The sequence below is a fragment of the Collinsella aerofaciens ATCC 25986 genome (assembly GCF_964259375.1).
Lineage (GTDB): Bacteria > Actinomycetota > Coriobacteriia > Coriobacteriales > Coriobacteriaceae > Collinsella > Collinsella aerofaciens_BO.
In genome coordinates, this window is record NZ_CAXVJM010000003.1 from 35338 (window position 1) to 48188 (window position 12851).

Sequence of the window (12851 nt, forward strand, 5' to 3'; positions counted from 1 at the left end):
TTGTAAAGGCAAAGGCGCCGGAGCCAGTCACGGCCCCGACGCCTCCATCAAAGAGCATGCCTATATGCACCGATCTCCGAAAACCGCATGTCACACCGATTCGAACGACATGTCGCCCGAACCGACCTTAAAACGATACGTTGCAGACTTGTCACCGTTGTCGAATTCAGCATTCAATATGGTCTCACCATCGTAGCCAAGCGGAAGGAAATCGCTCTCAAAGTCACCGCTGTCCACGGTGAGGCTCGCCTTAAAACCCGTAGAGTTCGGAACCGTTATCTCCACATCACCCGAGCCCACGCTTACGTCCATCGACTTCGCGGGGGCCTGGTAGAGCTCGAACGCCACATCGCCCGAACCGACCTCGGCATCCAAGGTGTCGGTTACGGTGCCCGCAAACTCAACGTCTCCCGAGTCCAAAGTCAGGTTGAGGTCATGACACGCAATGTCCGTGACCGTTAGATCGCCCGATCCTACATTCGCTGTAATGCCCACCATGTTATCGGCAACATCCCGCGGCAGCTCGATGGTGACCGAACGATCGATAGCGCGCTCGTCATCGCAGTCGAACTGGCTAATCGTGAGTGTAGAACCCTTGACCTCGGCCAGATTCTGAGTGGCAGCATCGTAGGTAGCTACCCCCTTTGCAACACGACCGCTCTCGATGACACGCACCTGCCCGCCGGAAACGCACTTGATCTCAACCTCACCCGATGTCACATCCAGGTCAAGGGACTGGAATGAGTCGGCATCAAACGTTTCGCTCGAAAGCTGCCGAGACTGAGCGGAATAGTTACCGCCATCCAAAGAATCGTCCCCGTCAACCACATCGTCCATACCGGACAAACCGGATGCAATATCGCCGAGATCCCACGGGCCATCAAAATGAAACAATATCCGCGAAATGCCAAAGACAAGCCCAATGATGAGTACAAACGCCCCGATACCAACGCCCAAGCGTACCTTGGATTCATGCGAAAGCTTCATCATTCATCACCCTCTTTGGCAATCGGCTCAGCGGTGGTCGCGGTAGCCACGTCAGCATCAACCGAAGCGGAAACATTCTGAGCCCTAGTTGTCACCGGCGCCGGACCAACCTGGATATTCCCACGCGCCCAATCGCCATCGAGCGCACGCGCCACCCAGTGATAAATGGGAATCGTAAAGAAGATCAGCGCGGCCAAGGGGCCGGCACCAAACGGGAACATCAGCAAAAAGAACAGCAGCCAACACACGGCCCAATACGGGAACGACTGGAACGGGCCCTTCACCGGAGTCGAGCCAACTGCGCCGCCACTCGTCGCCTGCGCCGTAGCAGCATTGGCGGCCTGCGCACTCCAGCTTGCCGCTTGTGCCGCCTTGGCCGCAGCATCACTCGCCTGTGTTGCCGCCTCGGTGGCACGTGCCGCCGCCTCATGGGTGCGTGCGCGCTCTGCCGCCTCGGCCTCGCGCTGGCGGGCGCGGTCCTCGTTCTCAAACTCGATATCGTCCTCGATCTCATCGCTCGGATTGAGCAGCTCGTCCAGGCTCACGCCATAGAGCTTGGCGAGCGAGATCAGGTTCTCGGTATCGGGCGAGCTCTCCGCGCGCTCCCATTTGCTGACCGCTTGGCGCGACAGTCCCAGCTTTCGTGCCAGCCCTTCTTGACTAAAGCCTTTGCTGCGGCGAAGGTCGGCGAGCCGCTGCGCAGTTTCTACATTCATGGTTCCTCCTATGTGATGCCAGCCGTGCCGCCGGACCGTTTTTGTTCTTAAGGCGCCTTGCACAGTTAAAAATCTATCCGCCACCGCCAAAAGCACGCCACCTATTCTAGTGAGATTTTTGACAACCGGCGGTTGCGAGTGCATATGAGCTGCGGAAATGTGTCCAAACAAAGCAATGACCCGTAGCTTGGTTGTCCCCGTTGCGGCGTTAACGGTAGTATGGTCGTACTGTTTATTCCGCACCGCCAACGGAGGGAGTTCCGCGCCGTGAACCGCGATTTCGCTTCATCGCTCATCCAGCTCAACAATACGTTCTATCGCGAGCACTCCGCCTCCTTTTCCGATACGCGCCAGGCCCCGTGGCCCGGCTGGGTGCGCACCATGGACATCGCGCTCGAACAGCTCGACGTCGCCACGATCGAGCATCCCGTCCGCGTCTTCGATCTCGCCTGCGGCAATATGCGATTCGAGAACTTTGCCGCCGGCGGCGCACTTGCCGCCAAGGGCGTCGATGGCGCAAACCCCTCGGCAGATGCCAGCTGCCCGTTTGAGTTCTACGGCGTCGACTCATGCCAAGACCTGGCCATCGATGCACATGGTCACGCCCTGCGCATTCCCAACCTGCACTTCCAGGAACTCGACGCGCTCGATGCCCTCATGAAGCTCAACCCCGCCGAGACACCCGACGTGCTTTTCGACGCCCCGCTCGCCGACATCTCGGTCTGTTTTGGCTTTATGCACCACGTGCCGTCATGCGAGTACCGCGTACGCGTGCTCGACGCCCTGGTGCGCCAGACGCGCCCGGGCGGCATCATCGCCATCAGCTTTTGGGAGTTTATGAACGACGAGCGCATGGCGCGCAAGGCCGTTCGCGCCGAGGCCCGCGCCGAGCTCACCCCGCCGTTTGAGGGTTACGATTCCGCGCAGTTTGAAGCCGGTGACCACCTCATTGGCTGGCAAAACGACCGCCACGCCTACCGCTATTGTCATCACTTTGACGATCAGCAGATCACCGACCTGGTGCGCGGCGTCCGTACGTTCTACAAGAGCGGCGAGGTCCCCGTGCGCGAGCTCGAGCGCTTCCATGCCGACGGTCGCAGCGGCGAGCTCAACCGCTACGTGATCCTTAAGCGCCTGTAGGTATCGGCGACTCGCTGCCGAGCCGCATCGCATCTTTCGGGCAAGCTATGCCCACCCTTTTTCAACCCATTGACGGAACGCGCAGCTATGCGTTCCACACTTATGACCAAGGAGCCTCATGGGAGCCGTCCACGTTCGCACGCCTAAGAACTTTGTGCTCGAGGAGCGCCTGGAGCGCTACGCCGATGCGATTGAGACGAACCCCGAGGCCTATGCTGGAGATTGGCGCGAGGCCTGTGCGCCAGTTGGCAACAAGCCCTTCGAACACCTTCACCTGGATCTTGGCTGTGGCAAAGGAACCTATCTGGTCGAGCGCGCCCACCGCGAGCCCGACACACTCTTTATCGGCATGGACCAGGAGCCCATCTGCATCGCCTATGCCGCACAGAAAATCTGCGAGCAGGAACTGACCAACGCACTCGTTCTGCCCCGAGGCGCCGCATCGCTGCCGCAGCTATTTGCCGCAGGCGAGCTCGATGCCATCACCATTAACTTTCCCACGCCGCAGCCCAAGGCCAAGTACGCCAAAAAACGACTCGTCCATGTCGACCATCTGATGCTCTACCGCCCGCTCTTTGCAGCCGGCACCACCGTCACGCTGCGAACCGACAGCAAGCCATTGCGCGACTACGCCCTGGGGCAGTTTGCCGCGGCAGGCTACGACACACTTTGGGTAAGCGACGACGTCCGCCGCGACCATCCCGAGCACCCCGAGACCGAATATGAATGCCGCACGCGCGAGATGGGCGCCGCTGTATATGGTATTTGCGCCACACCCGGCGCGCAGCCCAGCGATGAACAGCTCGCGGCGGGCCGCGCGCAGGAGCAAAGCCTTGCCTGCTACCTGCCCGAAAACCTCGATGAGCTCACCTACGTGCCTCTCGGCATGGAAGAGGCCGTCGAGAACTTTAAAAACCGCGCCCGCAAGGGTAAGAAGCGCCTGCCTCAGGAACGCTAGTACCACGCGCCCATTTCCTGCATTTTCTCGCGCGCTGGCACCCCGCGCTGCCGCTACGCCATAATAGTTGACGGACAAACGCGAGAGAAAGTTAGCCGTATGACGCAAAGCACAACAGATACCGCCGCCAGCACCGTCTCCGGCGCCGGCGCCGCCAGCTCATTCTCGGGCGGCACGGGAACCGAGGCCGAGTTCGGCTCGCTCGGCGCACTCTCCCCCACCTGGTGGGAGCCCGAGGACGGCAGCGAGCCCGAACCGTGGCTCACGCCCGACCAGGCTTTCGAGCGCTTCTTTGAATGGACGAGCGAACGCGGCATTGAGCTGTGGGATCACCAAGAAGAGGCCCTCATGGACCTGGCCGCCGGCGATCACGTCATATTGGGCACACCGACCGGATCGGGCAAATCACTCGTCGCGCTGGGCATGCTCTTTATGGGCATGGCGCAGGGCAAGCGCTGCTATTACACAGCCCCCATCAAGGCCCTGGTCAGCGAAAAGTTCTTCGACCTGGTGCAGGTGCTCGGCCGCGATAACGTCGGCATGATCACCGGCGACACGCATATCAACACTAAGGCGCCCGTCATCTGCTGCACGGCGGAAATCCTTGCCAACGATGCGCTGCGCGAAGGCGAGGATGCCGACGTGGGCTGCGTAGCCATGGACGAGTTCCACTACTTTGCCGACCCCGACCGCGGCTGGGCATGGCAGGTGCCGCTGCTCACCCTGCCCCATACGCAGTTTATGCTCATGAGCGCCACGCTCGGCGATGTCACCGCGATCGCCGCCTCACTCGAGGAACACACCGGCGCTACCTGCGACTTGGTCGTCGATGCCCCACGCCCCGTGCCGCTGAGCTACGACTACGTGACGACCTCGCTCGAGGGCACGGTCGAGCTCGCGATGCGTCGCGGCGAGGCCCCGCTCTACATCGTGCACTTTAGCCAGGATGCCGCCCTTGCGACGGCGCAATCCCTCGCCAATTTTGGCATCGCCAGCAAGGAGCAACGCGAAGCCATCAAAGACGCGGCAAAGGGGACGAGCTTCTCGACGGCCTTTGGCAAGATTCTCAAGCGTCTACTTGGATGCGGCGTCGGCGTGCACCATGCTGGCATGTTGCCGCGCTATCGCCTGCTGGTCGAGCGCTTGGCGCAACAGGGTCTGCTACCCGTCATCTGCGGTACCGATACACTCGGCGTCGGCATCAACGTACCCATCCACACCGTGGTCCTCACCGCGCTCACCAAGTTCGACGGCTACAAGATGCGTCGCCTGCGCGCCCGTGAGTTCCATCAGATCGCTGGTCGCGCCGGCCGCTCGGGCTTCGATACCGAGGGCATGGTCATTGCCGAGGCCCCGGAGCACGAGATCGAGAACGCCAAGCTCATGGCCAAGGCGGGCGACGACCCCAAGAAGCTCCGCAAGATTAAAAAGAAAAAGGCCCCCGAGGGCTTTGTCACCTGGAACAAGCAGACCTTTGAGCGCCTGATCGAGACGCAGCCCGAAACGCTCAAGCCGCGCCTGCGCATCACGCACTCCATGGTGATTAGTGTGGTCGAGCAGGGCGGCGACGCCCGTGCCCGCGTACACGATCTCATCGAGACAAGCCTGCAGACCCCCGAGGAAAAGGCCAAGCTCGAGGTTCGCGCCGACGAGATCTTCGCCACGCTCATCGATTCCGGCGTCGTCGTTCGCACCGAGGTGCCGCCCGCACCCGACGCCCCGACTGGCGCCGCGCCGGACATCGACTATGCACTGACGGTCGATCTGCCCGAGGACTTTGCGCTCGACCAGCCACTCTCGCCGTTTTTGCTTGCCGCGCTGGAGCTGCTCGACCCCGAGAGTGAGACCTATACCATGGACCTCATCTCGATGGTCGAGGCTACGCTCGAGGACCCCAAGCAGGTGCTGCGTGCACAGGAGCGCGCCGCGCGCGACCGCGCGATGGCCGAAATGAAGGCTGACGGCGTCGAATATGAGGAACGCCTGGAGCGCATCCAGGATGTCACCTACAAAAAGCCGCTCGAGGATTTGCTCGATGCCGCTTTTGACAAGTACTGCCAGGAAGTACCCTGGGCCAACGACTATCAGCTCTCGCCCAAGAGCGTCCTGCGCGACATGTTGGAGAGCGCGAGCGACTTTAAGGGCTATATCCAAAAGCTCGGCATCGCCCGCTCCGAGGGCATTCTGCTGCGCTACCTAGCCGAGGCCTACCGTTCGCTCGACCGCACCGTACCCATCGAGAAACGCGATGAGCGCTTGCGTGACATCATTTCGTGGCTCGGCTTTGTGGTGCGCTCGGTCGACTCGAGCCTGGTGGACGAGTGGGAGAACGCCGGCAACCCCGCTGCACTCGACGCCGCACCGCCGCAGGGCATCGACGAGGTCGTTGCGGACCGTCGCGGCTGCACACTGTTGGTGCGCAACGCGCTCTTCCGCCGCGTAACCCTTGCCGCCCGCGGACACGTGCGCGACCTGGGCGAGCTCGACGAGGACTGGGGCATGAGCGAGGTCCGCTGGCAAAAGGCGCTCGATGCCTACCATGAGCAGCACGAGGAAATCCTCACCGACGGAGACGCCCGCAGCGCCGCGATGTTTTCCATCGACGAGAGCGACGAGAAGACCGATCACGTGTGGCACGTGCACCAGATCTTTGCCGACGAGGATGGCGACCACGACTTTGGCATCATGGGCGATGTCGATCTGGACGCCACGCAAGACGGCGGCGAGGTCATCTTCAAAAACTACCGCGTCGGCTTTATCGAGGACCTGCTCGAGGACTAGCCGGGCGCAATGGAACGAAACGAAGCGGGGGCGCTGGCAACATCGCCAGCGCCCCCGCTTTTGCACCATATGCTATGCCTTACTCGGCATCCTCGACCTCATACGAATCCGCCTCAGCTGGCTCATCGTTTGTCTCCGTCGCAGCCCCGCGCGCCTCGTCAAACGCCGCCTTCATGGTCTTGTTGCCCCAGGTGAGCTTGCGAATGGTAAGATCGTCGGCCTTCTTGTTGGCCAGGCGCAGATTGTTCTCGGAGGACAGCAACGCCTCCTTGGTTTTCTGCAGATGGCTAATCGTCTTGTCAATCTCATCGATCGCCGTTTGGAACTTGCGGCTCGCGATCTCGTAGTTGCGACCGAAATCATTCTTGAACTTTTCCATCTTGGCTTCGAAGTTCGTGACGTCGATATTCTGCTGTTTGTACTCCGCCAGCTCCTGCTTATAGCGCAGCGAACCCATGGCGGCGTTGCGCAGCAGCGTGATCATGGGAATAAAGAACTGCGGACGGATCACGTACATCTTCTCGTAGCGATAGCTCACGTCCACGATGCCGGCATTGTAAAGCTCGCTCTCGGGCTCGAGCAGCGTGCAGAGCACTGCATACTCACAGCCCTTCTGGCGACGATCGTGGTCGAGCTTCTTAAAGAAGTCCTCGTTCTTGTGCTTGGTCGCAGTCTCGTCGTTCTCGTTTTTCATCTCGAACATAATCGAAATGACCTCGTTGCCGCTCGCGTCGCACTCGCGGAAGATAAAGTCGCCCTTGGTGCCCTCGGACGCATCGTTATCTTTCTCAAAGTACGCGTTAGGAAACGCCGTCATGCGTAGGCGGTTAAACTCGGTCTCGCAGTGCTGCTCGAGCGACTCGCCCACCATCTTGGTGGACAGGCGGATCTTCATTTCCTTAAGGCGCTCAATCTCTTCGTCCTTGTAGCGGATCAACTCGTCGCTCACGCGCTTGGCCTGCGCGAGCTCAAGCTCGTGGGCTGCCTTGGCCTGTTCCTCACGCGAATCGCGCACCGCCAGCTCACTCGTCAGCTTGGCACGTGCCTCATCGCGCTCTCGCTCCGCCGCGGCGACCGCCTCCGATAGGTTCATTTTGGCCGTCAGCTCCTGCTCGCGCAGCTGCGCGCGCAGGCCCTCGGCCTCCTGCTCAGACTGAGCCCTTGCGGCGGAAAACTTCTCTTGTACCTTCGCGCGGTAGTCAGCAAGCGCGCGCTCGGCCTCGCCGCGAGCGGCATCAAGCTCACGCTGTGACTCGGCCGCAGCAGCGGCAAGCGCCATCTCCCTGGCCTTGTCCGCAGCGGAGAGCTTTGCCTGTAGCTCAGCAATCTGAGCGTCGCGGGCGGACAGATCGTTTTGAGCAGCATTGCGCGCCGCCGCCTCGGCAAGTTTGGCTTCGTCATCCTTGCGTCCCAGCTGCGCGCGCAGGTTGTCAATCTCACGCTGGAGCTCTGCGTTTTCCTTCTGCGCATCCGCACGGGCCTCAACCGCCGCGCGCTGGCTTGCGCTCTCGCGCTCCGTGGCAGCGCCCTCGAGCTTGGCGCGCAGCTCGGCAAGCTCGGCATCGCGCTTGGCAACCTCTTGTGCCAGCTGCTGAGCTGCAGCATTCTTCTGCTCGACAAGCTGAGCATTGCGCTGAGACTCTGCCTTTTGCAAGGCAGCCGTCGAACGAGAGCGCTCAAGTTCCAGCGCCTGCTCGCCCTCGCGCTGGACTGCCTTCACACGCTCATCCAGGTCGCGCGAAAACTCGGCATCGCGCACTTGCTTGACGATATCCGCATAGCCGGACGCATCGACCTTAAACACTTCGCCGCAATGCGGGCACCTGATCTCGTTCATAGCAGCTCCTCGATGGACGCAAATTTCAATCGCCTACACTCTACCGCGCCGCGCGGACAAAAAAGACGCCGCCGCCATAATGGCAACGGCGCCAGCACCACCACAAAGGTGCCTGTCCCCCCCTTGTCGCGGTTTGTGCGGTGGTTCGAGCATTACAGTCCAAAGAAGCCCAGGATTTGATCCCGGCTTACGGGCTTGTACTCGTTGGCATCGAGACCGACATCGTAGCGAAAGATAGGGCGCTCGCGGTCGCGGTTGCGCGCGTTGGTGCGGTCTCCCCTGCTGTGGATATGCCCATGCAGCATGATGGCGCCACGCGCCTTACCGTTCCAGCTGAGCATGGGGTAGTGGCTCATAACCAGACGATGGCCCTTGGCATAGCCGGGAGCAATCTCCAGGTAATCACGCACGTCTTCCCAAATCTGCGGTGCGTCGGGATCTTCCCAGTCGCCGTCATGGTTACCGCGGATGAGCGTCACATTCTTGCATTCGATACGCTCGCGCAGGTGCACGGCATCCGCTAGGGGCAAACGATAGGTAAAGTCTCCCAGGATGTAGAGACGGTCATCCGCAGCCACGCACTCATTGATGGCATCGATGGCCTTGCGGTTCATCTCCTCGACCGAGCCAAACGGCCGGTCCATGTCGTGCAAGATATTCGTATCGCCCAGGTGCAGATCGGCGGTAAACCACATCATCGTCTATGCCCTCATTTCGCAACGTGTCTAACACGTGCCTAGTATACAGACGCTTTGGCGCGTCGGTTAGCCAAAGAGCCCGCCGAACAGACCTCGGCGGCGTTTGTCTTTCTTTTTCGACGCGTCACCCTGGGCGTTCTTGTCCTGCCGCTTCTTACGATCCTGCTCCAGCTCATCATCGTCGAGCAGCATATCCCACTCAAACGGATCATCTGTCAAATCGAACAGGTCATCGTCATCAAACATGGCAGCCCCCCTTACCGACTAGCGGGCATCCACCACATAGAGGCCAACGCGCACCTGGTGCCACGGGCTACGCTCGGGGGCAACCTGCTGCACGCGCGCCTCAAATACGTCCTCGTGGCCGTAATACATCATCAAGGACAGCGGGCCGACCTCGTTTCCCGGAACATAACCGAGCTTGGTGTTGCCGTAGTAGATCGCAACTGCCTCGGGGTCATGGGGATTATCGCGCTCGGCACACAGCGTCAGCTTATCGCCCGCTTTAATATCGCCTAGGACCAAAGCGCCGTCGGCATATTGAAATCCTGCAATATGAAACGACAGAAGCACACGTGAAGGCTCGTACATGGCAGCTCCTCTAACGGCCGGATAAACCGACGCTTAACCTTATTGAGAAGTCTACGAGCCCGTACGGACACAGATTCACCCGCCCGCACCTTTCAACCATTTGCCGCAACGCTTGCGAGACAGAGCGCTTGCAGATAAGATAGAGGCACGGATGGCACCCGTTGCAGCGGGTCTTGCCAACTCCGATACACGTTTTCATCGTGAGAAGTGGCCGTCTTCGCTTACGCGGGGGCGGCTATTTCATTCGGCCGATAAACAGGCCGAGTTCGATAGCCGCGATTAACAACGCCAGTAACGAAATAACATCGCTTACGTTCATACCAATTCCCTTCTAAAGGGAGTTGGCCCATCCGTACCCCATAGCAGTAGTCTAACGTAAATGGCGGGTAATAGGAACACTTGTTCGTATTACCCGCCATTTCCTAATGCACAAACATGCGCACGAATTTGTGCTTCCAGCTTGCGTAGGGCGCATACCGAAACGGCACGTCGAGCCAGGTTGCCTTGTTCACGATGCTCTTCTTGTGGCTAAACGTATCGAAGCTCTCCCGGCCATGGTACTGCCCCATACCGCTCGCGCCCATGCCGCCAAAGCCCATATGGCTCGTAGCCAGATGCATGATGGTGTCGTTGACGCAGCCGCCGCCAAAGGACACGTAGCGCACAAAGCGCTGCTGAACCGCGCGATCCTGGCTAAAGATATACAGGGCCAACGGCGTCGGGCGATCCGTAATAAACGTCTCGACCTCGTCTAGGCTCTCAAACGTCAGTACCGGCAAAATGGGGCCGAAAATCTCCTCCTGCATCACGGCGTCATCGGGGGCCACGCCGTCCAAAATCGTCGGCTCAATCTTGAGCGAAGCCTCGCGCGCGGCACCTCCAAGCACGACTTTGTCGGGATCGATCAGCCCACGCACGCGCGCAAAATGCTTGGCGTTGACGATATGGCCGTAATCCTCGTTGTCGAGCGGATGCTCGCCAAACATACGACGGGCCTCCTCCTTGATGAGGCCCAGCAGCTCGTCGTGCACGCGCGCATCGACCAACAGGTAGTCGGGCGCCACGCAGGTCTGCCCCACGTTGAGCCATTTACCAAAGGCAATGCGCCGAGCCGCGACCCTCAGGTTTGCCGTCGCATCCACGATACAGGGGCTCTTTCCGCCCAGCTCAAGCGTCACGGGCGTAAGGTTTTTGCTTGCGCGCTCCATGACGAGCTTGCCGACCGGAACGCTACCGGTAAAGAAGATCTTGTCCCAGCACTCATCGAGCAGTGCCTCGTTCTCGGCGCGGCCGCCCTCGACAACCGTCACTAGGCGCGGATCAAATGCCTCTTCGCAGATTTGCTTGAGCACCGCGCTCGATGCCGGAGCATAGGCGCTCGGTTTGATGACCACGGTATTGCCCGCGGCAAGGGCACCAGCGAGCGGCTCGAGCGTCAGCAAAAACGGATAGTTCCAGGGAGCCATGATGAGCGTGACGCCATAGGGCACGGCCTGCGTCTTGCACACGCTCACGGCGTTGGCGAGGTCACACGGGCGCAGGCGCGGACGGCTCCATCGAGCCACATGCGCAATCTGATGACGAATCTCGGAAAGCGACGTGCCGATCTCGCACATATAGGCCTCGTCGTGTGACTTGCCCAAATCGGTCTTGAGCGCATGGGCAATATCGGCCTCATGCGCCCGCACCGCATCACGCAAGCTCACAAGCGCGCGACGTCGAACATCGACATCAAACGTAGCGTGCGTCTTAAAGTAGGCGCGCTGATCGCCGACGATGCGCGCAATTTCCTCGGTGTTCATGAGCCCTCCTAGTTCTCGTCCTCAAACATACCACCCGCGACGAGCTCGTACATATGCTCGAGCTCCAAACGGTCCATTAAAAGCGGAACGGGGTACAGCGGATTGGCCTCGGCATCGGCATGCGCCGCCATTTCGGGAATGTCGCAGCGGCGAATGCCCGTCACATATTTAGGGATCCCCAGGGCTTCGTTCATGCGGTCGGCCCAATCGATAAAGGCCTCGGCCGCCAAGTTGTCCTGTGCGTTAGCCGGCGCGATACCGGCCATGCGGGCAAGATCGGCGAGCTTGGGAGCAGCAACTTCGCCATAGGCGCGAAGCATGTGCGGCAGGATGATAGCGTTGGCCAGGCCGTGGGGAATCCCGTAACGCCCGCCCAGGCTGTGCGCGATGGCATGAACGTAGCCAACATAGGAGCGCGTAAAGGCAACGCCCGCTTTATACGCCGCCGAAAGCATATTGCGGCGCGCACGCATGTTGTCGCCATGCTCATAGGCCTCGAGCAAATTGTCGTGGATGAGCTGCACCGCCTGACGCGCCGCCTTACGCGTGTAGGCCGTGGTGCTGCGTCCGATAAAGGCCTCGACGGCATGCGTCAGGGCGTCCATGCCCGTCTGGCCCGTAATGGAAGCGGGCAGGCCGCGCGTAAACTCGGGGTCGTGCACCGCAAAGCGCGGTATGAGAACAAAGTCGTTAATGGGGTACTTGTAGTGCGTCTTATCATCGGTGATGACCGCCGCAAGCGTGACCTCGCTTCCCGTGCCAGCCGTAGTGGGAACGGCGATGAGCAACGGCAGGCGACGATGAATGCGCAGCAGGCCGCGCATCTTATTGATGGGCTTGTTTGGCTGTGCGATGCGCGCGCCCACGCCCTTGGCACAGTCCATGGCCGAGCCGCCGCCAAAGCCGATAATGGCCTGACAAGCATGCTCCCGATACAGGGCCGCCGCTTCCTCCACATTCGAGACCGTGGGATTCGCAGAAGTTTTGGCGTAGATCGCGACGTCGATTCCCTTGGACGCGAACGCCGTCTCGAGCGGTGCCGTGAGCCCCAGACGGGCAATACCGGGATCCGTCACGATGAGAACACGCTGTATCGAGCGTTTTTGAAGCACCGCGGGAACATCCTCAGCGTGCTCCAGAATATGCGGCTCGGTATAGGGCAAAACCGGCAATGCGATGCGAAAAACCGTTTGATACGTTCGACACCAGGCACGACGGGCTAGATGCATAAAGGAAACTCCCTCATTTGTTGATTGGTCAACATTTGCTCGACCGATTGTACTCATCGACGCCCGCACGAGGTCTGGTATTCGTTAATCAATTAACATCTTCACATGCTCA

At 60.3% G+C, this 12851-nt stretch carries 11 protein-coding genes; 3 read left to right on the forward strand and 8 right to left on the reverse strand.

Annotation, left to right across the window (positions count from 1 at the left end):
* Window positions 1-90: 90 nt before the first annotated feature.
* Together ACEXKH_RS01905 and ACEXKH_RS01910 are read right to left on the reverse strand one after the other, a co-directional pair.
* On the reverse strand, window positions 91-987 hold the full coding sequence (locus ACEXKH_RS01905; RefSeq protein WP_373572873.1) for a DUF4097 family beta strand repeat-containing protein: 897 nt from the start codon (window positions 985-987) through the stop codon (window positions 91-93).
* Window positions 987-1703, reverse strand: coding sequence for a helix-turn-helix domain-containing protein (locus ACEXKH_RS01910; RefSeq protein ID WP_373572874.1), 717 nt, complete (start codon window positions 1701-1703; stop codon window positions 987-989). The genes ACEXKH_RS01905 and ACEXKH_RS01910 overlap by 1 nt, the downstream gene beginning before the upstream one ends.
* Before the next feature lie 267 nt (window positions 1704-1970).
* Here ACEXKH_RS01910 and ACEXKH_RS01915 point away from each other — a divergent pair, with 267 nt between their 5' ends.
* The 3 genes from ACEXKH_RS01915 to ACEXKH_RS01925 all read left to right on the forward strand — a co-directional run bounded on the left by ACEXKH_RS01915 (window position 1971) and on the right by ACEXKH_RS01925 (window position 6582).
* Window positions 1971-2843 carry a class I SAM-dependent methyltransferase gene (locus ACEXKH_RS01915; RefSeq protein WP_152068388.1) on the forward strand — a complete coding sequence of 291 codons (873 nt, stop codon included), beginning with the start codon at window positions 1971-1973 and terminating at the stop codon, window positions 2841-2843.
* Between the two features lie 118 nt (window positions 2844-2961).
* A complete protein-coding gene (gene trmB, locus ACEXKH_RS01920; protein ID WP_373572875.1) occupies window positions 2962-3801 on the forward strand; it encodes a tRNA (guanine(46)-N(7))-methyltransferase TrmB in 840 nt (279 codons plus the stop codon).
* Between the two features lie 99 nt (window positions 3802-3900).
* Complete coding sequence (locus tag ACEXKH_RS01925; protein ID WP_373572876.1) at window positions 3901-6582, forward strand: DEAD/DEAH box helicase; 2682 nt, start codon at window positions 3901-3903, stop codon at window positions 6580-6582.
* 79 nt (window positions 6583-6661) lie between these two features.
* On the opposite strand, the gene ACEXKH_RS01930 is transcribed toward ACEXKH_RS01925, so the two are convergent.
* The 6 genes from ACEXKH_RS01930 to ACEXKH_RS01955 form a co-directional block, all read right to left on the reverse strand.
* Window positions 6662-8419, reverse strand: a complete 1758-nt coding sequence (locus tag ACEXKH_RS01930) for a DUF2130 domain-containing protein (RefSeq protein WP_373572877.1) — start codon at window positions 8417-8419, stop codon at window positions 6662-6664.
* Window positions 8420-8571: 152 nt separating this feature from the next.
* A complete protein-coding gene (locus ACEXKH_RS01935) occupies window positions 8572-9117 on the reverse strand; it encodes a metallophosphoesterase (protein ID WP_373572878.1) in 546 nt (181 codons plus the stop codon).
* A gap of 66 nt (window positions 9118-9183) precedes the next feature.
* Entirely contained in the window at window positions 9184-9363 is a 180-nt protein-coding gene (locus ACEXKH_RS01940; protein ID WP_373572879.1) for a hypothetical protein, read from the reverse strand.
* A gap of 18 nt (window positions 9364-9381) precedes the next feature.
* Window positions 9382-9708: an HIRAN domain-containing protein gene (locus ACEXKH_RS01945; RefSeq protein WP_373572880.1), complete on the reverse strand. Its 327-nt coding sequence runs from the start codon at window positions 9706-9708 to the stop codon at window positions 9382-9384.
* A 422-nt stretch (window positions 9709-10130) separates the two neighbouring features.
* Complete coding sequence (locus tag ACEXKH_RS01950) at window positions 10131-11510, reverse strand: aldehyde dehydrogenase (protein ID WP_373572881.1); 1380 nt, start codon at window positions 11508-11510, stop codon at window positions 10131-10133.
* 8 nt (window positions 11511-11518) lie between these two features.
* Window positions 11519-12796 (reverse strand): iron-containing alcohol dehydrogenase, encoded by a 1278-nt coding sequence (locus ACEXKH_RS01955; protein ID WP_373572882.1) that lies wholly within the window; start codon window positions 12794-12796, stop codon window positions 11519-11521.
* Between the last annotated feature and the right edge of the window lie 55 nt (window positions 12797-12851).

Coding starts and splice junctions, on each gene's coding strand:
- ACEXKH_RS01905 (WP_373572873.1), bottom strand. CDS start 987: ATGAAGCTTTCGCATGAATCCAAGGTACGCTTGGGCGTTGGTATCGGG.
- ACEXKH_RS01910 (WP_373572874.1), bottom strand. CDS start 1,703: ATGAATGTAGAAACTGCGCAGCGGCTCGCCGACCTTCGCCGCAGCAAA.
- trmB (WP_373572875.1), top strand. CDS start 2,962: ATGGGAGCCGTCCACGTTCGCACGCCTAAGAACTTTGTGCTCGAGGAG.
- ACEXKH_RS01925 (WP_373572876.1), top strand. CDS start 3,901: ATGACGCAAAGCACAACAGATACCGCCGCCAGCACCGTCTCCGGCGCC.
- ACEXKH_RS01930 (WP_373572877.1), bottom strand. CDS start 8,419: ATGAACGAGATCAGGTGCCCGCATTGCGGCGAAGTGTTTAAGGTCGAT.
- ACEXKH_RS01935 (WP_373572878.1), bottom strand. CDS start 9,117: ATGATGTGGTTTACCGCCGATCTGCACCTGGGCGATACGAATATCTTG.
- ACEXKH_RS01940 (WP_373572879.1), bottom strand. CDS start 9,363: ATGTTTGATGACGATGACCTGTTCGATTTGACAGATGATCCGTTTGAG.
- ACEXKH_RS01945 (WP_373572880.1), bottom strand. CDS start 9,708: ATGTACGAGCCTTCACGTGTGCTTCTGTCGTTTCATATTGCAGGATTT.
- ACEXKH_RS01950 (WP_373572881.1), bottom strand. CDS start 11,510: ATGAACACCGAGGAAATTGCGCGCATCGTCGGCGATCAGCGCGCCTAC.
- ACEXKH_RS01955 (WP_373572882.1), bottom strand. CDS start 12,796: ATGAGTACAATCGGTCGAGCAAATGTTGACCAATCAACAAATGAGGGA.